The organism is Phascolarctobacterium succinatutens CAG:287, from assembly GCF_000434895.1.
Classification (GTDB): Bacteria; Bacillota; Negativicutes; order Acidaminococcales; family Acidaminococcaceae; genus Phascolarctobacterium_A; species Phascolarctobacterium_A succinatutens_A.
Genome location: NZ_FR892793.1, coordinates 39,867 through 65,584, shown reverse-complemented (window position 1 = coordinate 65,584; position 25,718 = coordinate 39,867). Strand labels below are relative to the sequence as shown.

Here is a 25,718-nt window from a genome sequence, read left to right as displayed (position 1 = left end):
CTGATTCCTGCTGATGTCTGCCTGCCGGCTGTAGGCCAAGGTGCATTGGCAATCGAAGCGCGTACCGCGGATAAAGAAGTACGCGATATGCTGAGCTTCCTAAACGACCTGAACACCAAACAGGCTACCGATGCCGAGCGTGCCTTCTTGGGCTTACTGGAAGGCGGCTGTCAGGTTCCTATCGGCGTACATGCCGACGTTGAGGGTGAAAACATTCGCATTGAAGCAATCATTGCTGCCTTGGACGGCAGCACTATTCTGCGTGATACAATAAACGGCAAGGCTGATGACGCTGTCAGCCTCGGTCAACAGCTTGGCAAAAAAATGCTAGCTGCCGGCGGTCAGGAAATTCTGGCCTCTATTCTTTAAGGAGAGTGACATCATGACAAAACAAGGTAAAGTATATTTAATCGGTGCAGGCCCCGGCGACCCGGGACTTTTGGGACTCAAGGCCAAGGAATGTCTGCAGACTGCAGACGCTGTTGTTTATGACCGTCTGGCAGATCCGCGTATTCTGGCCTTCGCCCGCAAGGACGCAGAAATGGTTTACGTTGGCAAAGCCAGCGCCAACCACACCATGCGCCAGCCCGATATCAACAAGCTGCTGGTAAAGCTGGCTGCCGAAGGTAAGGTTGTAGCACGTTTGAAGGGCGGCGACCCCTTTGTATTCGGCCGCGGTGGCGAAGAAGCCATCGAACTGCGTGAAGCAGGCCTGCCGTTTGAGTTCGTTCCCGGCGTAACCAGTGCTATTGCTGTTGCCGAATATGCCGGTATCCCTGTTACCCATCGTCATGTAGCAACCTCCTTTGCCGTTATTACCGGTCACGAGGATCCTACTAAAGGCGAATCCACCATCCATTGGAAGGGTCTGGCAACCTCTGTTGACACTCTCGTTTTCCTCATGGGTGTAGAAAATATTGAAAAAATCAGCCGTGAGCTCATCGCTAACGGCCGCAGCGCCGACTGCCCGGCTGCCGTTATCCGCTGGGGCACTCATCCCGAACAGCGCACACTGATTACTACCCTTGGCAAAGCTGCCGCTGACGTTAAAGCAACCGGCATGAAGCCGCCTGCTATCTTCCTCGTCGGTGAGGTTGTACGTCTGCGTGAGCAGCTGCAATGGTTTGATAACAAGCCTCTCTTCGGCAAAACCGTTATCGTTACCCGCGCACGTGCACAGGCAAGCGCTCTCACCAAAAAGCTGGAAGCACAGGGTGCCAAGGTTATCGAAGCTCCGGCAATCAAAATCGTTCCGGCAGCAGATTATGCTCCGCTGGATAATGCTATCGCCAACATCAATGACTATAAATGGCTTGTCTTCACCAGCGCTAACGGCGTAGATTACTTCTTCGAGCGTCTGGGTACAGCTAAGAAGGACGCACGTGCCCTGGCTAACGTTAAGTTTGCCGCTATCGGCAGCGCCACCGCTAAGGCTCTGGCAGAGCACGGCCTCACCGCTGACCTCATTCCTTCCGCTTACAAAGCAGAAGAGCTGGCTGAAGCACTGGCTGGCGAAATCACCGCCGGTGACAAAATTCTGCTGGCACGCGCTAAGGTTGCACGCGAAGTATTGCCCGAATCTCTGCGCAAAATCGGTGCCATCGTTGACGTCGTAACTGCTTACGAAACCGTTGCCGACTGCGAAAACAAGAATGAGCTTATCGAAGCTCTAGAAAGCGGCGAAGTAAGCATCGTAACCTTCACCAGCAGCAGCACCGTAACCAACCTGCTGGAGGTTCTCGGCGATAAGAAGGAACTGCTGAACAAGGCTGCTCTGGCTGCCATCGGCCCTGTAACCGCAGATACCCTGAAAAAGCATGGCTATACTCCGGCTATCAATGCCGCTGAATATACAATCGACGGCCTCATGACCGCTATCACAAATTTTTATAATAAATAAGGAAGTGTATCAAGATGAGTATTACCGGTTTTCCTGTATACCGTCCGCGCCGCACACGCGCTACTGAAAATCTGCGTGCAATGATCCGTGAAACCGAGGTTTCCGTAAAGGACTTAATCTATCCGCTTTTCGTCGTTCCTAGCGAAAACGTTAAACATGAAATCGAATCTCTGCCCGGCAACTACCACTGGTCCCTCGACCGCGTTATGGAATGTGTTGACGAAGTTGTAGAGCTGGGTATTCCCGCTGTCCTGCTCTTCGGCGTACCGTCCTACAAGGATGCTGTCGGCAGCAGCGGCTGGGATATGAACGAGCCTGTACAGCAGGCCTGCAAGCTGATTAAAGCAAAATATCCTGAGCTGGTTATCATTACCGACGTCTGCCTGTGCGAATACACCGAGCATGGTCATTGCGGCGTGCTGCAAAACGGCTGCACCGTCAACAACGATGAAACCTTGCCGCTGCTGGCTAAGGTTGCTGTTTCCCATGCTCAGGCCGGTGCTGACATGATTGCTCCTTCCAACATGATGGACGGTTATGTTAAGGCTATCCGCGAAGCACTGGATGCAGCTGACTTCAACCATATTCCTATCATGGCTTATTCCGCAAAATTTGCTTCCGCATATTACGGTCCCTTCCGCGCCGCAGCAGACTCTGCTCCGTCCGCAGGCGACCGCAAAGGCTACCAGATGGACCCCGCCAACAGTGACGAGGCTCTGCGCGAGGTTGCTCTGGATATTGAAGAAGGCGCAGACATCGTCATGGTTAAACCGGCTCTGGCCTTCCTCGACGTTGTACAACGTGTACACGAAACCTTCAACCGTCCGCTGTGTGTTTATAATGTCAGCGGCGAATACGCTATGGTTAAAGCTGCAGCCGAAAAAGGCTGGATTGACGAAAAACGTATCGTTATGGAAACCATGCTGGGCTTCAAGCGTGCCGGTGCCAAAATGATTATTACCTACCATGCGCTTGATGTAGCAAAATGGCTGCAAGGCAAATAAGGAGATATAACAATGGAACATACAAAATCTCAGGCTGCTTTTGAGGAAGCACGCCAATATATCCCTGGCGGCGTAAACAGCCCCGTGCGCTCCTTCCGCAGTGTCGGCGGGGGTACGGCCGGTGAGTTCGTGCGGCGGGGTTACCCCGCCGTTCATTTCCGGCGGCAAGGGCAGCAAAATCTATGACATCGACGGCAACGAATACATCGACTACGTTATGTCCTACGGTCCGCTGCTCATGGGCCATGTACCCGACTGCGTAACCGACGCTATCAAGGCTGCAGCTGAAAAGGGCACCTCCTACGGCGCTCCGACCATTGCCGAAACCGAGCTGGCAAAATTAATCTGCCACCTTGTTCCGTCCATGGATATGGTCCGCATGGTCAACAGCGGTACCGAAGCAACCATGAGCGCTCTGCGCTTAGCACGCGCCTACACCGGCCGTGACTGCATCATCAAATTCATCGGCTGCTACCATGGTCACCATGACAGCCTGCTTGTTAAGGCAGGCAGCGGTGGTGCTACCTTCGGCGTACCTGACAGCCCGGGCGTACCCAAGGCAGTAGCAGCAACCACTATTACTGTACCGTTCAACGACCTGCCTGCTCTGGAAAAGGTTTTTGCCGAACGCGGCGAAGAAATCGCCTGCGTTATCATGGAGCCTACTCCGGGCAACATGGGCCTTGTACTTCCGCACGAAGGCTTCCTGGAAGGCGTGCGTGCGATCACTAAAAAGTATGGTGCTCTCCTCATCTGTGATGAGGTTATGAGCGGCTTCCGCAGCGCTCAGGGCGGCAGCCAGTCCCTCTATGACATCGATCCCGATATCACCTGCCTCGGCAAGGTAATCGGCGGCGGTCTGCCTGTTGCTGCTTACGGCGGCAAGCGCGAAATCATGCAGATGGTTTCCCCGGCTGGCCCGATGTATCAGGCCGGTACCTTAAGCGGTAACCCGCTGGCTATGGCTGCAGGTATTGCCGCGCTCACCTACATGGAGCAGAACGACGTCTGCAACCGCGCAGAAAGCCTTTGCGCTATTCTGACCGGTGGCTTGGAAAAGGCAGCGGCTAAGGCCGGTGTACCTGTACAAATTCATCGCCTCGGCAGCATGTTCACCGTTTTCTTCAGCGATAAACCGGTAACTGATTTTGACAGTGCTGCAGCCAGCGATCTGGAAGCATTCAAAATCTACTTCCACTCCATGCTGGAGCAGGGCATTTACCTGCCGCCGTCTCAGTTTGAAACAAACTTTGTTTCCGTTGCTCATAGTCCCGAAGATTTACAAAAGACTATCGACGCAGCAGAAGTTGCCTTCGCTGAGGTTGCCAAAGCAAGAAAATAACAGTTAAAGCATTATAAAAAAATAAGCGTGCAGGCTTGCACAAGCTGACATTCGTCAGCTGCAAGCCTGCACGCTTTTAGTTTTTAAATTTTAAAATCTCATCTTAGCCACGAATCAGTTTAATAGAAGGTACTGCCGCTCTGACAAATTTCCACAGCAGCACGGAAATACTGCAATCCATAACCGAATGCAAAACGGTACCCGCACCCACCAGCACGATAACGCTCATTATAAAGCCATTGGACAGCTGCTCCGGCGTAAACATATAACCGCTGAAGAAGAAAGGCGCTACCACAAGCACCTCACCCAGAGCATGCAATACGGCAAGCCCCAGATTCAGACCGATACCGGCCACAAAGCTCTCCATAATATTCGGATAGCGCCTAATAATTAATGCACCGACCAGAGCGAAAATGATATGGGTTGCTGAACGCGCAGCGATAATCAGGGGTGTGGTTACGAAAAAGCCCATCGTTGTACCAAGGCAGACAGCAGCTGCCACCTTAGGCGAAATAAACATTGCCAAAAAGATTGCCACATGCGCACCCAAAGTAAAGGACATCGGTCCGATAATCACCTTCGGCATAACCATAGGTACAACCAAGCCTATAGCGCACAGTACACCGGCGAGAACAAGTTGATAAATATTTTTATGTTCCAACACTATTTCCTCCCAATCAAGTATTAGCTAGTGATTATAGCACTATTTGAGATAACTTACAAGTACTATGTAAAAATGATTTTTTTAATACTATGTTATTCACTTCTCCCGGTGGATTTATCCCGATAATTTTCCACTTATCCCCAGTTTTTCACAAAAGTTATCCACAATGTGCATAACTTTTGTGGATTGGTGGATAAAAGCTGTGCATACCCTTTATAAAAATCTGCCTATCCATAAACTCTTCCGTCTTCTGCTTATTATTCTGCTAACCAAACCTTCTCGATTTGACTTATTATCCATAATAGCATATAATTTAAGTAGGTTTACAGATAATTACCGAGTTTAACTCAAAGGTGGAGAATCAATGAAAATATCAACAAAAGGACGCTATGCCCTGCGCATGATGCTGGATCTGGCAGAGCATCAGCAGGATGGCTTTGTTGCCCTCAAGGACATTGCGGCAAGACAAAATATTTCCAAAAAATATCTGGAGCAGATTGTTCCTATTCTGAATAAATCAAACTTCCTGCAGGCCAACCGTGGCTTTCAGGGCGGTTACCGTCTGGTAAACGCACCGCGTGAGTATACTGTCGGCAGCATTCTGCGCCTGACAGAAGGCAACCTTACACCGGTAGCCTGTCTGGACTTTAACCCTGTAGGCTGCGAGCGCCGCAACGAATGCATTACCTTACCGCTGTGGCAGGGACTGAACAAGGTTATTGCGGATTACCTGGATAACATCACTCTGCAGGATATTCTTGACAATTACAAAGCGCGCAGCATTGATAATTATTCCATTTGAAACGGCGGGCACATTAAAAATTTCTTCTATTTGCCCCCACCCGCCGGTTTCATAAAGCCGGCGGTTTTTTCCTCTCCAAATAAAAGAAAGCAGTCCGCGCGGACTGCTTTCTTTTGGTTAGGAAATGGGATGTGATATGTATTTTATCTGCTTATTCAGCAAATAACGGAGTGGAGAGATAACGCTCGCCGGTATCAGGCAACAACGCTACGATAACCTTGCCCTTGTTTTCCGGACGTTTTGCCAGCACAGTTGCCGCATATACGGCAGCACCGGAGGAAATACCTACCAGCACGCCTTCCTTATGGGCAATAGCGCGACCAGTTCTAAAGGCATCCTCGTTTTCAACAGCAATAATTTCATCATAAACCTTGGTATCCAGGGTATCCGGCACAAAGCCTGCGCCAATGCCCTGAATTTTATGCGGACCGGCAACGCCCTTAGAAAGCACTGGGGAACCAGCAGGCTCTACAGCAACAACCTTCACATTGGGATTTTGGGATTTCAGGTATTCGCCTACACCGGAAACAGTACCGCCGGTACCTACGCCGGCAACAAAGATATCAACCTTGCCTTCGGTATCCTGCCAGATTTCCGGACCAGTAGATGCTCTGTGGGTTGCAGGGTTAGCGGGATTGGTGAACTGGCTGGGAATAAAGCTGTTTGGAGTGCTTTCCGCCAGCTCCTGAGCTTTGGCAATAGCACCTTTCATGCCCTTAGCGCCGTCAGTCAGTACCAGCTGTGCGCCATAAGCCTTCAGCAGATTACGACGTTCAACGCTCATGGTTTCAGGCATAGTCAAAATAATTTTGTAGCCGCGGGCAGCAGCTACGGATGCCAGACCGATACCGGTATTGCCGCTGGTGGGTTCAATAATAGTAGCCCCCGGCTTAAGAACACCCTTAGCCTCTGCATCATCAATCATTGCTTTGGCAATTCTATCTTTGACGCTGCCGGCGGGATTGAAATATTCCAGCTTGCCCAGAATCTTTGCTTCCAGCTTGTTTTCAGCTTCGTAGTTTTTCAGCTCCAGCAGCGGAGTGCCACCAATCAAATCAGTAATGCTAGTATAAATTGCCATAATAAATCGCTCCTTTATCTTTCTATATCAGTAATTTTCTTCGTTCGATTTTTTCTTTATATCAACAAATAACCAAAGTCAACATCGCGTATTAAAATGTAAGCTCCTCATCGGCAAAATCCCTCATTTTCTCTGTTTTGTAATCTCTAGTAATCATAGTTGATTTATAGGTATTATTATACTGATTTTTTTTGGCCTGTCAACAAAAAGAATTAAAATTTTCTTCGCTTGACAAAAAAGCAGTCGTACTGTACCATATGAAACATATTAAGACAGTAGGAATTGAATTTTACTCAAAATACGCCGCAAAAAGATGATGACTCTGTAAATCTCACGTCGGTAAGCGTATAATATAAAAGTAAAAGCAGGATTTCCGCTATTGAAGGAGAATGTTTTACTATTATGAAGCAATTTATCTATGCAGATAATGCAGCTACAACTAAAATGAGTGACGTTGCCGTCAAGGCAATGCTGCCCTATCTTCAGGAAATATATGCCAATGCTTCCAGCGTGCACCTTTTAGGTCAGCGCAGTGCAGCAGCTTTGTTTAGCGCACGGCAGCAGGTGGCACAGGTACTTAACTGTGCGCCGAAGGAAGTTTTCTTTACCTCCGGCGGCAGCGAAGCCGATAACCAGGCGCTTATCAGCGCCGCAGCTATTGGCAAAAAGCAGGGCAAATGCCATATCGTCAGCACTGCTATGGAGCATCACGCTATTTTGCATACGCTTGAAGCGTTGGAAGCACAAGGCTTTACAGTGACGCTGCTGCGTCCGCAGGCTGACGGCATCGTCACCGCTACGCAGGTAGCAGAAGCTATTACAGATACCACCTGTCTTGTTTCCGTCATGTACGCCAACAACGAAACAGGTGCCATCCAGCCTATACGTGAAATCGGAGCGCTCTGCCGCAAGCACGGCGTGCTTTTCCATACTGACGCCGTGCAGGCCGCAGGACATCTTACTATTGACGTACAGCGCGATAACATCGATATGCTTTCGCTTTCCGCGCACAAATTCCATGGACCGAAGGGCATCGGCCTTTTATTCGCCAAGAGCAATATTCAGCTTACAAGTCTTATCCGCGGCGGCGGTCAGGAGCGCGGCAAGCGTGCCGGTACCGAAAACCTTCCCGGTATCATCGGTCTTGCCGCAGCGCTTAAAGATGCACAGGAGCATATGCAGGCAAACACTGCTTATATCACAGCCCTGCGCGATGCTCTGCGCAACGGCTTAGATAAAATTGACAGCGCCAGCTTCAACGGCAGCCGTGAGCATTGCCTGCCCGGTACTGTCAACTACAGCTTTCAGGGAGTAAACGGCGAAATACTGCTTTCGCTGCTTTCCAACGAAGGTATCTGCTGCTCGTCCGGCTCTGCCTGCTCCGCAGGCTCGCTCGAACCCAGCCATGTACTGCTCGCCCTCGGCCTGAGCCACGAAACAGCACAAAGCGCTCTGCGCTTTTCGCTGTGCGAATACAATACTATGGACGAAGTCCAAACAATTATAACTAAGGTTACAGAAGCTGTAAACCGCTTACGGAGGTAAAATTATGCTGTCAACAGCTGCCAATTTAATAAAAAAGCTCGCCTGTGAGCATGACCTGAGCGACGCAGAGCTGTTGACGCTGATAACAAGTACTGAACCTGACATCAACAAGCTGCTCGCCTGCGAAGCAGATAAACTCCGCCGTCAATATTACGGCGACAAGGTCTATATCCGTGGTCTGATTGAATTCACCAATTACTGCAAAAACAACTGCTACTACTGCGGTATCCGCGCCGGCAACAGCCTTGCGGAACGCTACCGCCTGACGCAGGAGAAAATCCTGGCCTGCTGCGCCGAAGGCTATAGGCTCGGCTTCCGCACCTTCGTGCTGCAGGGTGGCGAGGATGCGTATTATACGGATGACAAAATCTGCGCTATCGTCAGCGCTATCCGCAAGCAGCATCCGGACTGCGCCATTACGCTGTCCATCGGCGAAAAAAGCCGAGCCAGCTATCAGGCCTACTTCGATGCAGGCGCCAACCGTTATCTGCTGCGCCACGAAACAGCGGATGCGGAGCATTACGCCAAGCTACATCCCGACTGCATGAGCCTGGAAAACCGCAAGCGCTGCCTGTTTGACCTCAAGGAAATCGGTTATCAGGTTGGTTCCGGCTTCATGGTAGGCTCCCCCTACCAGACGCCACAAAACCTTGTCAGCGACCTGCGCTTTCTGCAAAAGCTGCAGCCTGATATGATAGGCATAGGTCCTTACATTACGCATGAACACACACCGTTTAAGGATATGGCAAGCGGTACTTTAGAGCAGACGTTGCGCCTGCTGTCTATCCTGCGACTGCTCTTCCCTTACGCACTGCTGCCTTCGACAACAGCGCTCGGCACCATCCATCCCAACGGACGCGAGCTGGGGCTGCAGGCCGGCGGCAACGTCGTAATGCCTAACCTTTCGCCTGTAGGAGTACGCAAAAAATACGAGCTGTACGCCAACAAAATCTGCACCGGCGAGGAGGCAGCCCAATGCCGTGGCTGTCTGGAAGCACGCGTAAAAACGGCAGGCTATAACATTGTAACCGACAGAGGCGATGTACGCCGCACTTTAGATAAACCAGAAGGAGAAAAATTATGAACAAGAAAGCACTAATCGCTATGAGCGGCGGCGTTGATTCCAGCGTTTCCGCATTGATGATGCTGGAGCAGGGCTACGAATGCACCGGTGTAACCATGAAGCTTTTTGCCAACGAGGATATCGGTGTTTCCAAAGCCAACAGCTGCTGCTCCATTGATGATGTAGCAGATGCCCGCAGCGTAGCAACCAGCCTTGGTATGCCTTATTACGTTTTCAACTTTGCTGACCGCTTCGAGCGCGACGTTATCGACCGTTTCGTAGACGCCTACGTTAACGGCAGAACGCCTAACCCCTGCATTGACTGTAACCGCTATCTGAAATTCGACCAGCTCTTCGTACGCGCACAGGAGCTTGGCTGTGATTACGTTGTCACCGGCCACTATGCGCAAATCAGCTATGATGAAGCCAAAGGCCGCTATCTGCTGCGCAAGGCAGTTGACCCTCTGAAGGACCAGAGCTATGTGCTTTATTCGCTCACACAGGAGCAGCTAGCACACGCTATGTTCCCTCTCGGAGGTCTGCATAAGACACAGGTACGCGAAATTGCCGAAAAGCATGGCTTCGTCAACGCTCAAAAGCATGACAGTCAGGATATCTGCTTTATCCAGACCGGCACCTACGCTGATTTTATCGAAGCACGCCTGGGCAGAAAATTTAAGCCCGGCAACTTTGTAGACGAAGCAGGCAACGTGCTTGGCAGACACAAGGGTATTATCCATTACACCGTAGGCCAGCGCAAAGGCCTTGGTCTGGCACTGCCGCAGCCTATGTACGTTAAAGAGATTGACACCAAGAACAATGCTGTTATCCTCACAACAAACGAGGGACTGTTTACCAAAAACGTTACAGCCAAGAACATCAACCTTATCGACTGCGACGCTATCACCGAACCGCGCCGCGTGAAAGCACGCATCCGTTACCATCAGCAGGAGCAATGGGCAACCGTTACCCAGCCTGACGCAGATACGCTGCAGCTCGTTTTCGACGAGCCTCAGCGCGCTATCACCAAAGGCCAGTCCGTTGTTATGTATGACGGTGACGTAGTTGTCGGCGGCGGCACAATCGTATAATACCCTGCAAATTAAAAGCATCAGTTGCGACAATAATTGTAGCAACTGATGCTCTTTTATTATACTCGTTCTGAATGAGTAATAATTTTACCAGTTGTCAGCAAAACCTTTTTAAGCATGATTAATATTTTCTTTATATATACATTGTTAACACTGACTCTATATGATAGAATATAAACAGGCAGATATAAAGCGAAACAATATTTTTATACCGCTCTAAAATAAGTTTGCCAGAAGTAAGGAGGAATAATATGAAATCATTAAAAGGCACCAAAACCGAAAAGAACCTGTTGGAGGCATTTGCTGGCGAATCCATGGCACGCAACAAATACACCTGGTTTGGTATTGTAGCCCGCAAAGCAGGCTATGATCAAATCGCTGAATTATTTGAGAAAACCGCTAATAATGAAAAAGCTCACGCTTATATGTGGTTCAAGGAATTAGACCAGTTAGGCGATACTGCAGCTAACCTTTTAGCAGCAGCTGAAGGCGAAAACCATGAATGGACCGATATGTATGTAAAAATGGCACAAGAAGCTGAGGAAGAAGGTTTCCCTGAAATCGCAGCAAAAATGCGCGGTGTTGCAGCTATCGAAAAACGTCATGAAGAACGCTATCGTAAACTCTTACAAAACATCGAAGAAATGAAGGTTTTCAGCAAAGACAGCGGCCTGACCATTTGGGAATGCCGCAACTGTGGTCATATTGTAGTCGGCCCCAGCGCTCCGGAAGTTTGCCCTGTCTGCGCTCATCCGCAAGGTTTCTTTGAAGTACATATGGATAACTTCTAAGCTTATACATCTCCCCAAATGCATAAGAGAAAGTAGAAAAGTGTAGCGTAAAATTTACGTTGCACTTTTTCTTTATTTCCGTTTCAAAACCAATACGCAAATGAAACGCAAATTTTTACGTTTCATTTCTAATACAACGTAAAAGAGGCGTGCAAATTATGCATGGCTCTAATTTCTTATAATGAATTTTTAGGTTAAGGAATATTTTGTACCCCTACCCTTGCCACCTTTAACAAGCTTATTTTTCTCCACTAAGCTGTTCAATAATCTAATAGTTTTAGCTCTACTAAAGCCTGTTATAGCTGAAACATCAGAGCTTGCCAAAACTAAATTAGCGGCAAATACTTCTAAAACTGCTTGCTCATCCACAGCAAGCGGAAGTTGATACTCCACGCTAGGCAAAGTAACCATTACTGCATTGTCACTTATAGCAAAATTCGGTTTCACGTCAGCGTTCCTGTATGCTTCTAAAATTCTACGCACTCCTGTACCAAAGATTTCTACATATTTTAATCCGAAGAACACATTGCCTAAAGTAGGATTACGTAAAACAGATACATACCCCTTCAAATATTCTTCCTTGCTAACACCTAATGGTAAGCCACCAGGAGAAACTATTTCTATTTTATCAGTATACATCAATACTCTTATATTAGCATTGATATCCCAAGTGCGATGTACTAAAGCATTAGCTAATGCCTCACGAAATGCCCTTTCAGGAATCTGTTCCTTAGTAATTCGTTCAGCGCCCTTTATCAGTTCATATACGTAATAACGCCTGAATAGCTTTATCGCCTTAGCAAATTGCTCAATAACTGATACATTCTTAATGAGCTCCCTATCTAAAATCACATCATTACTGCTACCAAATTTAGCAATATCAATGCCCGGGAAGCTGTTAGTATCTGCCAAAAGTTCTCCGGCATTGTTGAATCTGTCCTTGCTGTAATATAAATTCAAGGTTCTGCATATATCTTTTGTCAGCTTCTTAATGCCAAGCTTAGCCTGCAATTCCTTTTCTAAAATAGTAAACCTTAATTCGCTATTTCCAGCAGGAAGTTCATCATAATATTTTCCCGTACCAAGTAAAGTCAAACGATTCAATTCACCTCTATCAACCTCTATGGTAGAAGTATCATTACGTTTATAGGCCTTTCCCTTGTACAAATACGGTTTGTCCAGACCTTCAGAAACCTTTAAAGCTATAGTATTATTTTGAGAATTAATTCTCAGTGTAAAACCAGGCTTTGGCGAAATGCTGTCATTGATACGATTTTCTAAATCAAGGCATACCTTTTCAGGATTATTTATACCGCAAGGAGTTCCGTCATCCCTTACGCCAAATAAAATTTCTCCAGCGCCATAATTAGCATAAGCACTGACTGTTTTCAGAAATGTATTGGTGACTTCAGACTTAAATTCCAGGCTTTTAGTTTCTTTCATCTGTTACACCTCCCTATCACTATTAAATAAATTGTAGCAGAACTCAGCAGTAAGCGCAACGTATTTTTTACGTTTTATTTTCGTTCCACTTTCATCTCATTTTTAGTTTCAAAGCCAATACGCAAACGAAACGCAAATCTTTACGTTTCATTTCTGTTGCAACGAAAAAGAGCCGTGCCTGCGCACGACTCTTTTTTATTGCTTATTCAGCTTAACTTACCAATGATATTTTTCGCCTCTGCTGATTTTAAAAGCACGGTAAATCTGCTCAATCAGCAATAAACGTATCATCTGATGCGTAAAGGTCATTTTAGAAAAGCTCAGCGCCAAATCGGCACGCTTACGCAACGCATCAGTATAGCCAAAGGCACCGCCAATCACTCTTAAGTATCGCCAAACCCCCCGCCAATCACGAAGGTGATATGGCTGTTGCCGGCAAGCGCCAGCTCGTCCAGCTTTGCCGCCAAATCCGGGCTGCTCAGCTGCTTGCCGATGACATCTAGCAAAATCACATAGGAGTTTGCCGGAATAATTGCCAGCAGGCGTTGCGTTTCACGCTCCAGCACCTGCTGCTTTTCCGCAGGGGAGGGATTATCGGGCATACGCTCTTCGTTAATTGCCAGCGTTTCCAGCTTGCAGAAGGGCGTCAGCCTTTTGCTGAATTCCTCTATCCCCGCAGTAAGATATTTTTCTTTAATTTTGCCTACACAGGCTATCGTTATCTTCAATTGCCATAATCCTTCGGAACCTCTTCCAAGACCACAGTTCTGCTTTCTCTCTGACCGTTACGCATAATAGTTACTTCGGCTCTGTCGCCTACCTTGCATTTAGAGAGAGCAGTACGCAGGTCAACGGCAGTCTTAACTTTGCTGCCATTAAAGCTCAGGAGAATATCGCCGGGGCGGATATCAGCCTTCGCTGCCGGACTGCCGGGAACAACCTTAACGAGGAAGATACCGCCGTGCAGGTTGATTTCAAAGCCATAGCGGTTAGCAATTTCCTGATCCATCAGCGAAGCGCCCAGATAAGGTCTTGCAATGCGTCCACGCTCTGCCAGCTCCTGCAGAATCGGTTTAGCTGTGTTGATAGGAATAGCAAAGCCAATGCCTTCAACACCGCTTACAGCAACCTTAGCACTGTTGATGCCTACTACCTCGCCGTCAGCATTTACCAAAGCACCGCCACTGTTACCGGGGTTGATTGCCGCATCAGTCTGAATCAGGTTGAACTTACGCTCGCCTACTTCAATGCTGCGGTTCAATGCACTGATAACGCCTGCGGTTACACTGCCGCGGAATTCCAGTCCCAGCGGGTTGCCGATAGCAATTGCCGGTTCTCCGACCTGCAGTGTATCGCTGTCACCAAAGGTGGCAACGGTAAGGTTATCCGCATCAATTTTTACTACAGCCAAATCGGTTACAGCATCGGCACCCAGTACCTTGCCTTTAACGGTACGTCCGTCAGGCAGGCTGACGATGATTTCCGATGCACCCTCAACTACGTGGTTGTTGGTTGCAATATAGCCGGCCTTGTCATAAATAACGCCGCTGCCTGTACCACGCTCCATCAGCTGCGTGCGGTTGAAGAAGTCGCGCACATAAGCCTTGTTGGTGATACCTACGACAGCAGGACCAACCTTCTTGGCGGCAGCTACAATCGGTGTATTGCGCGCTGCGCTCAGCTGCTGCTCAGTCTTGGCAGCAGGCTTTTCATGTACTGCGGCGGAGGTTTTATTGTCGCCGCAGCCGGCAACAAGAATTGCCGCACCCAAAAGGCCACAGACAAAAATATTAGCTGATTTTTTCCAGATACTCTTGTTCATCTGTATCCACTCCTTATTTTAAATCTAAGACTGCCGGCAGCGGACTGTCTGCTACTACCCTGTTCTGAGCAGCCACAAAAAGCTCTATTTCCTGCAGGCGGTTATTATCATGTAAAATATTCTGCACCGTATCCTGCGCCAGCTGCGGCAGGTTATTGTGCTCACTCAGGTGCGCCAGCACGATATGCTCCGGCAGACGTTCAAGCTCCGTCAGAAAATGTCCGGCGGTATCATTGGATAAATGTCCCAGCGTACTTAAAATACGCTGCTTCAGATGACGCGGATATGGACCATTTTTCAGCATTTCCACATCATGATTGGCTTCGAGCACCAAAGCACTGCTGCCGGCAACCGCCTCACGGATGGTATCGGTCACAAAACCCGCATCCGTAAGATATGTGCACTTAGAGCCGTTGCTGCGGCTCGTAAAGGTATATCCGTGCGGGTCAACGGCATCATGCGGAATACTGAAGCTTTGCACCTCCAGATCACCGCAAAGCAGACGGTTATTATCAATAAGACGGCAATTCTGGCGCACCAGACTGCTGTCCTTGGCTAATATTGCACGCCAGGTAAGCGCACTGCTATATACAGGCACCTGATAATTTTTTAAAAAGGTTGCCAGCCCGCGGACATGGTCGACATGCTCATGTGTAATAAACACGCCGTCCAGCTCGTTTACGCTGACGCCTATTTCCTTCATTCTCGTTGTCAACGCTCTGCAGCTGATACCTATATCAACCAAAAAGCGTTGCTTTGCTGTGCTTATCAAAGCGGCATTTCCCTTGCTGCCGCTGGCCAGCATCACAATCTGAAAGTCGTTTAGCACAACGCCTTCACTCCTATCAATATAACATCTTTATTATAGCAAATTCACTAACTGCTATTGTGGCATTTTGGTAAAAATAACGCTACAAAAATCTGACATAATTACCCAATATATAAAGAAAAGTGTACCAACCAACTAGAGAATCGGTACACTTCTTTATAGTTTAATGCATCGTAGAACACTTCGGACACAAGCCAAAGAAATAGAACTGACGGCGGCTGATAGTATAACCGCTCTGCTTTTCTACATCCTGTGTCAGCTGCAGCTTAACGCCGTCATCCATCAGCGCATCGTCTACCGCACCGCATTTCAAGCAGCGCAGATGATAATGCTCGCTGATATCAGCATCATAACGGAAGCTGTCCTCACCCGTATTCAGAATCTGAATAACGTTGATATCGTGCAGAATCTCTACAGTTTTATACACCGTAGCAAAGCTCATAGCAGGAAACTTCGGCTGCAGCTTATTGAACAGCATCTCTGCATTCGGATGCCATGTTTCATCAGCCAAGGCTTCATAAACAGCAAGTCTTTGAGGGGTGACCTTATAGCCACGCTCGCGCAACAGGTTGGTTAATTCCTGACTTGTAAGCATATTCATCACTCCATTGCCAACAGAATCGGATACAGCGGTTGTCCTCCGTAAAAGGTTTCAACCTCCCATTCATCATTCAGCTCTTCCACTTCAGCTGCCAGCTTTTCAGCCTGCTTTTCAGTTACATCGGCACCATAATATAAGCTGATCAGTTCATAATCCCCATCTGTCAGCATCTTCTGCAGCACTTCCTCCATGCTGCTGCCGTTGCAAACAATTTTATCGTTTAAGATACCAAGATAATCGCCCTCATGGATAGCAATACCGTTTACTACGCTGTCGCGTACAGCTACGGTAATACTGCCGCTGGCTGTTTCCTTGGCTTCCTTGGTCATAATAACAGTGTTTTCGTCCATGCTGCGTGTTGCATCAAAATGCAGCAGTGCGGACAATCCTTGCGCCATATTGGTAGTAGGAACATAGGCTACCTTGGAATTACCCAGCAGCTTACGCACCTGCTCAGCCGCCAAAACAATATTCTTATTGTTCGGCAGAATAATGTACTGCTCGCAGGTACCGTTTTCAATAGCATTGACAAACTCCTCAACCGGAGGATTCATGCTCTGACCGCCGCTGATAATCTCTGCAGCACCCATTTCATGCATAATCTTGGCAATGCCGTCACCGGCTGCAACAGTAAGCACACCAACGCCATGCTTTACCGGTTGAATATCCTCGGCAGTAAAGAGACGGTTTTCGTGCTGGTCACGCATATTTTCTATTTTGATATCATGCAGTGTTCCCCAGGTCTGCGCCATATTAAGCGCATCACCGGGATGCTTGGTATGGATATGCACTTTTACAATATCCTCTACCACTGCTACAATCATAGAATTGCCCATGCCCTCCAAGGCCTTGCTGACGGTCTGCTTATCAACATCAGCATCCTTGACGATAAATTCGGTGCAATAAGGATATTCCAAATCAAGCGGCTCGCCCTTTTGAATCTGTACCTTGGCACGCGGTGTAACATCCAGCACTTCGCAATTCTGACCGCGCAGGCCTGCCAGACAGCCCTCGAAAAAGACAATCAGGCCTTGACCGCCGGCATCAACAACACCGGCTGCCTTCAGTGCAGGCAACAGCTCCGGAGTTCTTGCAAGCTCTTCCTTGCCGCTGCGGATAGCCTCCAGCAGTACTTCCTCCAGGCTAACGTTGCCACGGACAGCATTATAAGCACCCTTGGCCATGCCGCGGGCTACTGTCAGAATAGTACCTTCTACCGGTTTGGATACACTGCGGTAAGCATATAAAATACCAAACTGGAAAGCCTTGCCGATTTCTGTATTGTTCAGCGTCTTTTTACCGGCAACACCCTTGCCGATACCACGCAGCAGCTGCGATAAAATTACGCCGGAATTGCCACGTGCACCCATAATAGCGCTGCGGGCAGCTGCGGCACCGATTTCGCCGGCCTCAGCCTCATCGCTCATTGCGCTGATAGCCTTCGCCACGGACGCCATAGTATGCATCATATTAGTACCGGTATCGCCATCCGGTACCGGAAATACATTTAAATCATTAATAGCTTCAAAATTCTTTTCAAAGCTATGGTAAGCACCCAGCAGCATATCCTTCAGCTGCTTGCCGGTAATTACCTTGCTATTATTCATCTAAACCCCACACCTTTCCTTTCAGGCTTTGCGACGGACAAATACACCGATAGCACCGGGTCCGAGATGAGCAGCCAAAACGGTGCCGATACCTGTAAGCATAGTCGGTACATTTGGGAACAATCCCTGCAACTGCTGTTTCAAATCCTCTGCATCTGCCAAAGCCTCTGCATGAGCGACGAAAATTGCTTCAATGGGTGCCTTTTCAGCAGCCATCTCAACCATGCGCTTCATAACCTTTTTACGGGTACGGCACTTGTCCGCAACTTCCAGTCTGCCCTCTTTATCTAAGTGCACAATAGGGCGAATACCAAAAATACTTCCTATCAAAGCGCCAACTGCGCCAATGCGTCCACCCTTTTGCAAATAGTCTAATGTATTTACACTGAAAAATGTTTCTGTACGCGCAACCATCTCACGCGCCATTTTTTCGGCCTCGTCAATATCCATGCCTGCAGCTGTATGCTTCAGTACTTCCATCGCAATGCCGCTGATAGGGCAGGCAGCAGTCTTGCTATCGATTACACGGATATCCGCACCCTTTATATCATCCATTACCTGACGCGCAGCAACGCAGGCGGTCTGATAGGTACCGCTTAGTACGCTGTCTATTGTCAGCATAATAACCTTTTTGCCTTTCTGAGCAAGCTTGGTAAAAAGCTCCACTACAACACCGATAGGCGGCTGTGAAGTAATCGGCAGCTTGCCGGTTGCGTCTACCATACCGAACAATTCTGCCAACGAGCGTTCCCCGTCCTGCCATTCTAAATCTCCATGACGGATAATCAACCTCAGGATATGGCAACGGGGATCATCCTTCAAAGCTGTTTCATCTGCTGCCGAAATGCTATCTACGACAACATGTATTTCATCGTGCATATAAGCCTCCTGTTAGTTATGAATATTCTCTATATAAGTTATATCCGTTCCTCTCCCATATTATATTATATTGTACCATATTCTGAAAACTATTGCTACATTGACTATGGCTAACTGACAATATTTCCAAAAGTGAATACTAAATTTCTAAAAAGGCTAAAAAAAAAAGCCCTTACGAAGAAGGGCCAAATGAGGGGCTGTTTTGATGTTCTTAGTATACCATCTTTGTATACAAAATGCAAGAGTTTTTTGTAAATTTTTTTACGTTAAATAACGAAACTGTCCACGAGCTTCAGAAGCACCTTCTGATTCGTGGACAGCTCTCTTATTGATTATCAAGCTTATTTGAAGTCTGCGCCCAGCATAACAACACCATCGCAGTCAGCAGCACCGTCGCGGCTGATGCGCATCTGGTGCGCAAAGGGAACGTTGGAAAGACGATTGACAACAGCACCATTATTAGTCGTAGAAATAACAATTGTATTGGCAATTACATCACCACTGCCGCCGCTGATAACCTCAAAGCCTGCATTGCGCAAGCGCGCAGCAGCATCTGCGCCTGCTGTCTTGCTGCCGCTGCAGTTAACAAGACGTACAACTCCGCGGCTTTCGGAGGAAGCTTCTTGGGAAGCAGTATTTTTACCTGCATCCTTGTCTTTATCAGCTTGCTTCTTCTTTTCTTCCTTCGCTTTTTCTTCTTTCTTAGCCTTCAGTTCCTTTTCTTCCTTGACAGCTTCCTTGTTTTCTTCGCTGTCATCACCCTTTTCTACCTTTTCCACAGCGTTGTTGTATTCCTTCTCCATCAGCTCAGCTGCAGATTTATAGTGCTCCGTCATAGTTGCACCCTGCATCTTGACCATCAGCTCACGCAGGTCGGTAATATCCGGTAGCCAATAGCTGATACCGTCGATATACTTCGGAGTACCAGGAACCATCGCCATAGACAAGCCCTTTTCCTTAACCATGGAATGCAGCGCTCTGCCCAAATCCATCATATCACCAAGAGGCATATCAGTCTTTACCATAGAGGTCAGCTGCTTAGCCAGGCCGGGGATATGCAGCAGCATATCGGCAGAGGTAATCTTGTCGTAAACTGCCATCAGGAAATGCTGTTGGCGGCGGATACGGCCGATATCGCCCTCTTCATCACGGAAGCGTACATATTGAATGGCTGTTTTGCCGTCCAGATGCTGACGGCCCTTTTTCAGATCAACGGTAAAACCATCCCAGGTATCATGGTAGTACATGTCCTTTTCCACATCGATATCAATACCGCCGATAGCATCAACAAGACCGGTAAAGCCTTTAAAATCAACCATTACGTAATTGTTGATTTTGATACCCAGCAGCTCTTCTACAGTTTTCTGTGTCAGCTCACGTCCGCCGTAAGCGTAGGCATGGTTAATTTTATCCCAGCCGTGACCGTCAATACGTACGCGTGTATCACGCGGCACAGAAAGCAGGGAAGCGCTTTTGTTGCTGCTGTCGAACATTACGACAAAAAGCGTATCACTGCGCCCCACATCATCGGAGCGTTCGTCAACACCCATAACAACGATATTCTTTTTCAGATTCAGCCTGTCTGTCGGCGCAAGATTATCCAATCCCGTTTCCGGAAAGAAATAACCGAAGGCAATATAGCCTACTACACAGATAGCCGTTACAATCATTAAAATTTTTGTCTGGAGAATGCTTTTCATCCTTATATAACCTCTCAATCAATTTCTTCTGCCAGATATTCCGTCAGCTCCTTGCGGCTGCGGTACAGGAAAGCATACAGCATGCGTGCAGTCAGGCCCCAGATAACCTTATCCTCATACAGGTAAAAATACACATAGTAGGATTTGTTCATGCGCCAGCCACGCTTGCGCTGCGGCACCAGGTCAAATGGGAAATCATCACCCGGATGATCTGCCAGCTGTACAGAGCCACGCCGCGGCTTTTGCTCCAAAAGCACCTTTAGCGGCACAGTAAAGATGCGCTCCACCTCACTCTTGCTGTACGTAATCTTGCTGATATCATCAATCAGACCAACAAAGGGGTGGATAATCGGTCCGTTATGCGTTACCAGACAATCCAGTTCACCGCAGATGGTGATATTCTCCGGCTGCAGGCCAAGCTCCTCACAGGTTTCGCGCACTGCGGTATTGCGGAAACTGTTATCCGCACATTCGTACTTACCGCCAGGGAAGCATATTTCACCCGGCTGACTGCGCAGCGTATGCGCCCGCTCTTCAAAAAGCACACTTATGCCTTCTGGAGTACGCACTAAGGGCAGCAGCACAGCAGCGTCCCACAAACGGTCCAGCTTATCAATGCCAGGAGCACGACGGTGCAGTCGCTCAAACAATACATACTGTAATTTTTCCATCTCATTCATAATAACACCTTATTTTAACACCTTTGCCTGCAAAATTAAATAGTATTTATAAATTTCTGCGCAGCAAAAGTTTTTTCCTGCCAACAAATGTAACTAAGCTGTAAAATCCAGGTAACAATCCTTGAAAAATGCACTTTAAACACTATATTTCTGCATAAAAGGAAAGCGCCAGCCGCTAATGCAGCTGACGCCAAGGGAAAGACAGATTTTAATTAATACAGAGGAGCTTCAGCTTCTGCATGCTTTTTTTCGCTCTTGTCAACCAGCAGAGTTACAGCAGCATCGCCGGTGATGTTAACAGAGGTACGCGGCATATCCAGGATACGGTCGATACCTGCGATAAGAGCAGAGCCTTCCAGCGGCAGACCAAGGCTAGTCAGAATCATGGTCAACATGATGAAGCCTGCGCCCGGAACACCTGCAGTACCGATAGAAGCCAAAGTACCGGTAACGATAATGGTCATGTATTGGGAAGCGGTGAGGTCAATGCCGTACAGTTGAGCAATGAACAGTGCGCATACACCCTGATAAGCAGCAGTACCATCCATGTTGATGGTTGCGCCCAACGGCAGAACGAAGCTGGAAACTTCTTTGGAAGCGCCCATTTTTTGAGCACAGCTCATGGTCAGCGGCAGAGTACCACCGGAGGAGCAGGAGCTGAAAGCCATCAGGGATGCCGGAGCAATACCCTTAATGAATTGGATGAAGCCCATGCCTGCAAGGAATTTGATCATAGAGCCATAAACGAGAACTGCATGCAGGAGGCAAGCAAGATATACAGCAATAACAACCTTCAGCAGCGGCAACAGTACGGAAGGACCGTTAGATGCAACTACCGGAGTAATCAGACCGAAAACACCAATCGGAGCAACAGCCATGATCATGCCAACGATTTTGTAGGAAACCTCAGCCAGACCATCGATGGTGTGCTTCAGAGCGTTAGCCTTTTCACCGACAACGGTGATACCAGCGCCAACGAAGAGAGAGAAAACGATAATTTGCAGCATGTTGGCTTTAACCATAGCTTCCAGCGGGTTAGTCGGGAAAATGTCAATGATAACCTTGGAAATAGGCGGTGCAGCCTTAGCAGCAACCTTCGCGGTATCAGCAGCCATATGCAGGCCAACACCCGGCTGCATGATGGTACCGATTGCCAGACCGATAACGATAGCAAAAGCAGTGGTTACCAGATAGTACGCTACAGTTTTTACACCGATACGGCCTACCTTTTTGATATCACCAAGGCTGGTGACACCAATTACCAGGCTGGAGAATACCAGCGGTACGATAACCATTTTGATCATGTTCATGAAAATTGTTCCCAGAGGACCAATCCAGGTCTTGGCGAAGCCGGCGCCTTCAGCACCCAGCTCCAGGCCTGCAATAATACCAAGCGCAAGGCCGATTAAAATTTTTGTAGATAAATTCATTTTTACAACCCCCAGATAATTAAGTAAAAAAACTGTTAAGCTAATTATAACAACTTATCAGAGAAAAGTCCGATTGTATACAGTATTATTGCCGTGTATACAATATTATTTACGATTATCCCGTCGAAGCGCATAAAAATACCCCTGCAGCAACGTGCAGGGGTAAAAGCAAATTATCTTATTTAACTAAAAGCTCATACAGCACTACGGCAAGAGCACCGGGAACACCGAAGAAGCCGGCAATCAAAGCCTTGATAACCGTAATCTTCATGGTAAAGCCCGCCAACGAGCCTACTACATTGATAAACCACAGCAGCAAAGCGCCGCAGAGACCATTCCACACCAGCTTGAAGGGCATCGACAGCAGCTTTACTATTACTAAAAGCAACAGTACGCCAGCAATCATCGGTCCAAAAGCACCAAGCGGTGACAAAATAGCATTAAGTTCCATAAATAAATAACGCCAGTCCTTTCTACATCTTGCGCCTGTTTTCCAGCGCCTTAGACAAGGTTATTTCGTCAGCATATTCCAAATCGCCGCCCATCGGCAGGCCATGAGCAATACGGCTGACGGTTATTCCTACAGGCTTCAGCAGCTGCGCCAGATAGGTAGCAGTCGCCTCGCCCTCTACATCTGAGTTGGTTGCAATAATAATTTCACTGACTGATTCCTGCTGCAAACGCAAGAGCAGCTCTCTGATGCGCAGCTTTTCCGGACCAATACCATCCAGCGGTGACAGCACACCATGCAGCACATGATACAATCCGTGATAGCCATGACTGCGCTCCATCGCCGCAATATCCTGCGGCTGCTCCACTACACAGATAGTAAAGCTGTCGCGCGAGCTGTCACGGCAAATCTCGCATACATCGCTGTCAGTAAGATTAAAGCAGCGGCTGCAGTAGTGAATCTGCTCCTTGGCGCCGCTCAGAGCCGCCGCCAGCTGCTTCACATCCTCCGCAGGCATGTCAATCACATGATAGGCCAGTCGCATAGCTGTTTTCGAACCAATGCCCGGCAAACGCCTGAGCTGCTCATATAAATTAGCCAGCGGCCTGATCATTCTTGCCATCAGCTTAGAACATGCCAGGCAGCTTCATACCGCCGGTAACCTTAGCCATTTCTTTTTCGGTCAGCTCGTCAATCTGCTTCATAGCGTCATTGACAGCTGTCAGAATCATATCCTCCAGCATTTCTACATCCTCGGGATCTGCAGCGGTCGGATTGATTTTGATGGATTTCAGTTCTTTTTTACCGCTGACAACAACGGTTACAGCACCGCCGCCAACAGAAGTTTCTACAGTACGGCTTTTAAGATCCTCCTGCATTTTCGCCATATCGGACTGCATTTTTTGTACCTTTTTCATCATTGCCTGCATATTACCCATGCCACCTGGAAACATAATTAAATTCCTCCTTGATATTTACATATATTGATATTATATATTCTCAGAAACATAAGCCAAGACCTGCTAGTCTCAATTTAGTTTCATTGGTCTGATATATCCGTTACACTGCCGCCTAAGGCATTAAATGCCTTGCGCAGGTTTTCCGGCAGCTGCGCTGCCTGCAGATTTTGCGTTTCGCTTTCGGGCGATTGCTGCACCTCCTGCTGCTTTACAGGCTTTTGCGGCAGCTTAGCCTTGCCCTCAATCACAGCCTCCAGTCTGATTTCACGTCTTGCCAGACGCAGCAGAACCTCTTCAAAGGCACCGCGATAGTCATCCTTGTTCATTCTGTCCGCAAGGAAGGGCGCCTTAAAGGCCACCTGCAGAATATTATTGGCAAAGCTGAAGACTCTGCCGTTTTTAGCACAGGACACCATCGAGTTCTTCTTTTCAGCCTTCATAATCTCCAGAGCCTGCTTCCAGAAATCCTCACCGGCGGCAAAATCACCGGCATATTCCTCTGTCTGCTGCACTCTGGCACTTTTAGGCTTAGGAGCGGCGTTCACCGCTGCAGCCAGCGTATCGGCAGCAGGCTGCGCTTTAGCTACCGGCTTCTTAGCAGGAGCAGGTTTTGCTGCCTGCATAGGCTCTGCCGCAGGTGTCTGCTGCGCTGCCGGCGCTGCATGTTCCTGTGCAGCTTGCTGCTGCACTGCCACAGCAGGCACAGGCTGAGCATTAACCGGAGCCTGCTGATAAACAGGCATCACACCGCCTGCCAGCTGACGCTCCAGCTGTTCTATCCTTGCCGACAAAGCAGCCAATGTGCTGCCCTCTACGCGGCACAAATCCAATAAGCACAGCTCCGCAGTGATGCGCGGACGCATTGAGCCGCGCAGCTCCTGAATAGCACTATGCAGTCTTTCTTCCGCCGCCAGCAAGCGATCACGCCCAAATAACGGCGCCAGCTCTGCCAGCGCTTCTTTGGTATCCGTCAGATAAATTTCTTCATAGTCAGGCACAGCCAGATAAAGCACCAGCGCCCGCAAATACTCTATCAGCTCCGTAAGCACCTGCTTGACATCCTTACCCTGCTCCAGCAGCAGATTCAGCGTAGCCAGCGCCTGCGGCAGCTGTCTGCGGCCTATTGCTCCTGTCAGCTCGTGCAGCGCTTCACGCCCTACGATGCCCAGTACCTCGCGCACGGTAGCAACAGTAACGCGCTTGGCCATGACACCACACTGGTCCAGCAGGCTCAGCGCATCACGCATACCGCCCTCAGCCTGAATCGCTATTAAGCGCAGCGCGTCCGCATCTGCCTCAATGCCACTGCCAGCGGCTACCATGGCCAGATGCTCCGCAATTTCGTCTACCGTTACCCTGCGGAATTCAAAGCGCTGACAGCGCGACTGAATCGTTGCAGGCACCTTCTGCGGGTCCGTAGTCGCCAGAATAAATACAGCGTGTGCCGGCGGCTCCTCCAATGTCTTCAGCAAAGCATTGAAAGCTCCGGTAGAAAGCATGTGCACCTCGTCGATAATATAAACCTTATAACGGCTTTCGGCAGGTGTAAAGGCTACCTGCTCGCGCAGATCACGGATATTATCTACGCTGGTATTGGACGCAGCGTCAATTTCAATTACATCCAGAGAGGTTCCCTGTACAATGCGCTGACAGTTGCCGCATTGGCCGCAGGGCTCGGCAGTCGGCCCCTGCTCGCAATTCAGGGCCTTGGCCAGAATACGCGCCATACTGGTCTTACCGGTGCCGCGTGGACCGGAAAACAAATAGGCGTGAGCAATTTTACCGCTTGCCAAAGCATTTTTCAAGGTTGTTTTCACAGCCTTTTGTCCCACAAGAGCGTCAAAATCCTGCGGACGCCACTGGCGGTATAATGCTACATAAGCCATCACTGCACCTCCCCGGAATTTATTACATACATAATTATTATACTCAAAATAGCCTGAAATGTAAATTGAAGTTTTGTAGTCCCAAAATCACGTTGAAATAAATATTTTACTAATACACCAAAGTATTATATAATATCTTCAGCAATTT

General features: G+C 48.4%; 22 protein-coding genes and 3 pseudogenes. 9 read left to right on the top strand and 16 right to left on the bottom strand.

Translation table 11 applies throughout. The features are described 5' to 3' along the window. The 4 genes and pseudogenes from BN587_RS11895 to hemL form a co-directional block, all read left to right on the top strand. Positions 1 to 369: pseudogene (locus BN587_RS11895) on the top strand (hydroxymethylbilane synthase); the annotation flags it as partial. A gap of 13 nt (positions 370 to 382) precedes the next feature. Further along, complete coding sequence (cobA, locus tag BN587_RS05805) at positions 383 to 1,900, top strand: uroporphyrinogen-III C-methyltransferase (RefSeq protein WP_021720201.1); 1,518 nt, start codon at positions 383 to 385, stop codon at positions 1,898 to 1,900. A 14-nt stretch (positions 1,901 to 1,914) separates the two neighbouring features. Next, a complete protein-coding gene (hemB, locus tag BN587_RS05800) occupies positions 1,915 to 2,904 on the top strand; it encodes a porphobilinogen synthase (protein WP_021720200.1) in 990 nt (329 codons plus the stop codon). Positions 2,905 to 2,916: 12 nt separating this feature from the next. Then, positions 2,917 to 4,246, top strand: a pseudogene (gene hemL, locus BN587_RS05795) (glutamate-1-semialdehyde 2,1-aminomutase). Positions 4,247 to 4,349: 103 nt separating this feature from the next. On the opposite strand, the gene BN587_RS05790 reads toward hemL, so the two are convergent. Continuing rightward, a complete protein-coding gene (locus BN587_RS05790) occupies positions 4,350 to 4,907 on the bottom strand; it encodes a hypothetical protein (RefSeq protein WP_044484365.1) in 558 nt (185 codons plus the stop codon). Positions 4,908 to 5,274: 367 nt separating this feature from the next. On the opposite strand from BN587_RS05790, the gene BN587_RS05785 reads away from it, so the two are divergent. Then, on the top strand, positions 5,275 to 5,712 hold the full coding sequence (locus BN587_RS05785) for an RrF2 family transcriptional regulator (protein WP_009145806.1): 438 nt from the start codon (positions 5,275 to 5,277) through the stop codon (positions 5,710 to 5,712). A 151-nt stretch (positions 5,713 to 5,863) separates the two neighbouring features. Here BN587_RS05785 and cysK read toward each other — a convergent pair whose 3' ends face one another. Next, on the bottom strand, positions 5,864 to 6,793 hold the full coding sequence (gene cysK, locus BN587_RS05780; protein ID WP_021720197.1) for a cysteine synthase A: 930 nt from the start codon (positions 6,791 to 6,793) through the stop codon (positions 5,864 to 5,866). Positions 6,794 to 7,195: 402 nt separating this feature from the next. Between cysK and BN587_RS05775 the strand changes: the two genes are divergently transcribed. From BN587_RS05775 to rbr, 4 genes are all read left to right on the top strand, one after another. Further along, on the top strand, positions 7,196 to 8,338 hold the full coding sequence (locus BN587_RS05775; protein WP_021720196.1) for a cysteine desulfurase family protein: 1,143 nt from the start codon (positions 7,196 to 7,198) through the stop codon (positions 8,336 to 8,338). A gap of 4 nt (positions 8,339 to 8,342) precedes the next feature. Further along, on the top strand, positions 8,343 to 9,422 hold the full coding sequence (gene hydE, locus BN587_RS05770; RefSeq protein ID WP_021720195.1) for a [FeFe] hydrogenase H-cluster radical SAM maturase HydE: 1,080 nt from the start codon (positions 8,343 to 8,345) through the stop codon (positions 9,420 to 9,422). Continuing rightward, a complete protein-coding gene (gene mnmA / locus BN587_RS05765; RefSeq protein WP_021720194.1) occupies positions 9,419 to 10,492 on the top strand; it encodes a tRNA 2-thiouridine(34) synthase MnmA in 1,074 nt (357 codons plus the stop codon). Before hydE ends, mnmA begins: the two co-directional genes overlap by 4 nt. 251 nt (positions 10,493 to 10,743) lie before the next feature. After that, positions 10,744 to 11,283, top strand: coding sequence for a rubrerythrin (gene rbr, locus BN587_RS05760; protein ID WP_009146377.1), 540 nt, complete (start codon positions 10,744 to 10,746; stop codon positions 11,281 to 11,283). A 189-nt stretch (positions 11,284 to 11,472) separates the two neighbouring features. On the opposite strand, the gene BN587_RS05755 is transcribed toward rbr, so the two are convergent. The 14 genes and pseudogenes from BN587_RS05755 to dnaX form a co-directional block, all read right to left on the bottom strand. Continuing rightward, the gene (locus BN587_RS05755; protein ID WP_021720193.1) at positions 11,473 to 12,726 is read right to left on the bottom strand and encodes an ATP-binding protein; all 1,254 of its coding nucleotides are present in this window, start codon (positions 12,724 to 12,726) and stop codon (positions 11,473 to 11,475) included. Between the two features lie 216 nt (positions 12,727 to 12,942). Next, positions 12,943 to 13,454: pseudogene (gene rlmH / locus BN587_RS05750) on the bottom strand (23S rRNA (pseudouridine(1915)-N(3))-methyltransferase RlmH). After that, complete coding sequence (locus tag BN587_RS05745) at positions 13,451 to 14,548, bottom strand: S1C family serine protease (RefSeq protein ID WP_021720191.1); 1,098 nt, start codon at positions 14,546 to 14,548, stop codon at positions 13,451 to 13,453. The pseudogene rlmH and the gene BN587_RS05745 overlap by 4 nt, the downstream one beginning before the upstream one ends. A 13-nt stretch (positions 14,549 to 14,561) precedes the next feature. Then, the gene (locus BN587_RS05740; RefSeq protein ID WP_021720190.1) at positions 14,562 to 15,377 is read right to left on the bottom strand and encodes an MBL fold metallo-hydrolase; all 816 of its coding nucleotides are present in this window, start codon (positions 15,375 to 15,377) and stop codon (positions 14,562 to 14,564) included. Between the two features lie 163 nt (positions 15,378 to 15,540). Further along, positions 15,541 to 15,972, bottom strand: coding sequence for a Fur family transcriptional regulator (locus tag BN587_RS05735; RefSeq protein WP_021720189.1), 432 nt, complete (start codon positions 15,970 to 15,972; stop codon positions 15,541 to 15,543). A gap of 5 nt (positions 15,973 to 15,977) precedes the next feature. Continuing rightward, a complete protein-coding gene (locus BN587_RS05730) occupies positions 15,978 to 17,585 on the bottom strand; it encodes a DAK2 domain-containing protein (RefSeq protein WP_021720188.1) in 1,608 nt (535 codons plus the stop codon). Positions 17,586 to 17,606: 21 nt separating this feature from the next. After that, positions 17,607 to 18,464 (bottom strand): DegV family protein, encoded by an 858-nt coding sequence (locus tag BN587_RS05725; protein WP_021720187.1) that lies wholly within the window; start codon positions 18,462 to 18,464, stop codon positions 17,607 to 17,609. A gap of 341 nt (positions 18,465 to 18,805) precedes the next feature. Next, complete coding sequence (locus BN587_RS05720) at positions 18,806 to 20,164, bottom strand: LCP family protein (RefSeq protein WP_021720186.1); 1,359 nt, start codon at positions 20,162 to 20,164, stop codon at positions 18,806 to 18,808. A gap of 14 nt (positions 20,165 to 20,178) precedes the next feature. Next, on the bottom strand, positions 20,179 to 20,844 hold the full coding sequence (locus BN587_RS05715) for an NUDIX hydrolase (RefSeq protein WP_021720185.1): 666 nt from the start codon (positions 20,842 to 20,844) through the stop codon (positions 20,179 to 20,181). 212 nt (positions 20,845 to 21,056) lie between these two features. After that, positions 21,057 to 22,274, bottom strand: coding sequence for a dicarboxylate/amino acid:cation symporter (locus tag BN587_RS05710; protein WP_021720184.1), 1,218 nt, complete (start codon positions 22,272 to 22,274; stop codon positions 21,057 to 21,059). A gap of 178 nt (positions 22,275 to 22,452) precedes the next feature. Next, complete coding sequence (locus BN587_RS05705) at positions 22,453 to 22,725, bottom strand: pro-sigmaK processing inhibitor BofA family protein (RefSeq protein ID WP_021720183.1); 273 nt, start codon at positions 22,723 to 22,725, stop codon at positions 22,453 to 22,455. A gap of 22 nt (positions 22,726 to 22,747) precedes the next feature. Next, complete coding sequence (gene recR / locus BN587_RS05700) at positions 22,748 to 23,347, bottom strand: recombination mediator RecR (protein WP_021720182.1); 600 nt, start codon at positions 23,345 to 23,347, stop codon at positions 22,748 to 22,750. A 4-nt stretch (positions 23,348 to 23,351) separates the two neighbouring features. Further along, positions 23,352 to 23,678 (bottom strand): YbaB/EbfC family nucleoid-associated protein, encoded by a 327-nt coding sequence (locus BN587_RS05695; protein WP_021720181.1) that lies wholly within the window; start codon positions 23,676 to 23,678, stop codon positions 23,352 to 23,354. An 86-nt stretch (positions 23,679 to 23,764) separates the two neighbouring features. Continuing rightward, positions 23,765 to 25,570, bottom strand: coding sequence for a DNA polymerase III subunit gamma/tau (gene dnaX / locus BN587_RS05690; RefSeq protein ID WP_021720180.1), 1,806 nt, complete (start codon positions 25,568 to 25,570; stop codon positions 23,765 to 23,767). Positions 25,571 to 25,718: the final 148 nt, after the last annotated feature.

Bases quoted from the DNA above. Each gene is read 5' to 3' on its own strand.
- cobA (WP_021720201.1), top strand. From the start codon at position 383: ATGACAAAACAAGGTAAAGTATATTTAATCGGTGCAGGCCCCGGCGAC.
- hemB (WP_021720200.1), top strand. From the start codon at position 1,915: ATGAGTATTACCGGTTTTCCTGTATACCGTCCGCGCCGCACACGCGCT.
- BN587_RS05785 (WP_009145806.1), top strand. From the start codon at position 5,275: ATGAAAATATCAACAAAAGGACGCTATGCCCTGCGCATGATGCTGGAT.
- cysK (WP_021720197.1), bottom strand. From the start codon at position 6,793: ATGGCAATTTATACTAGCATTACTGATTTGATTGGTGGCACTCCGCTG.
- BN587_RS05775 (WP_021720196.1), top strand. From the start codon at position 7,196: ATGAAGCAATTTATCTATGCAGATAATGCAGCTACAACTAAAATGAGT.
- hydE (WP_021720195.1), top strand. From the start codon at position 8,343: ATGCTGTCAACAGCTGCCAATTTAATAAAAAAGCTCGCCTGTGAGCAT.
- mnmA (WP_021720194.1), top strand. From the start codon at position 9,419: ATGAACAAGAAAGCACTAATCGCTATGAGCGGCGGCGTTGATTCCAGC.
- rbr (WP_009146377.1), top strand. From the start codon at position 10,744: ATGAAATCATTAAAAGGCACCAAAACCGAAAAGAACCTGTTGGAGGCA.
- BN587_RS05755 (WP_021720193.1), bottom strand. From the start codon at position 12,726: ATGAAAGAAACTAAAAGCCTGGAATTTAAGTCTGAAGTCACCAATACA.
- BN587_RS05745 (WP_021720191.1), bottom strand. From the start codon at position 14,548: ATGAACAAGAGTATCTGGAAAAAATCAGCTAATATTTTTGTCTGTGGC.
- BN587_RS05735 (WP_021720189.1), bottom strand. From the start codon at position 15,972: ATGCTTACAAGTCAGGAATTAACCAACCTGTTGCGCGAGCGTGGCTAT.
- BN587_RS05730 (WP_021720188.1), bottom strand. From the start codon at position 17,585: ATGAATAATAGCAAGGTAATTACCGGCAAGCAGCTGAAGGATATGCTG.
- BN587_RS05725 (WP_021720187.1), bottom strand. From the start codon at position 18,464: ATGCACGATGAAATACATGTTGTCGTAGATAGCATTTCGGCAGCAGAT.
- BN587_RS05720 (WP_021720186.1), bottom strand. From the start codon at position 20,164: ATGAAAAGCATTCTCCAGACAAAAATTTTAATGATTGTAACGGCTATC.
- BN587_RS05715 (WP_021720185.1), bottom strand. From the start codon at position 20,844: ATGAATGAGATGGAAAAATTACAGTATGTATTGTTTGAGCGACTGCAC.
- BN587_RS05710 (WP_021720184.1), bottom strand. From the start codon at position 22,274: ATGAATTTATCTACAAAAATTTTAATCGGCCTTGCGCTTGGTATTATT.
- BN587_RS05705 (WP_021720183.1), bottom strand. From the start codon at position 22,725: ATGGAACTTAATGCTATTTTGTCACCGCTTGGTGCTTTTGGACCGATG.
- recR (WP_021720182.1), bottom strand. From the start codon at position 23,347: ATGGCAAGAATGATCAGGCCGCTGGCTAATTTATATGAGCAGCTCAGG.
- BN587_RS05695 (WP_021720181.1), bottom strand. From the start codon at position 23,678: ATGTTTCCAGGTGGCATGGGTAATATGCAGGCAATGATGAAAAAGGTA.
- dnaX (WP_021720180.1), bottom strand. From the start codon at position 25,570: ATGGCTTATGTAGCATTATACCGCCAGTGGCGTCCGCAGGATTTTGAC.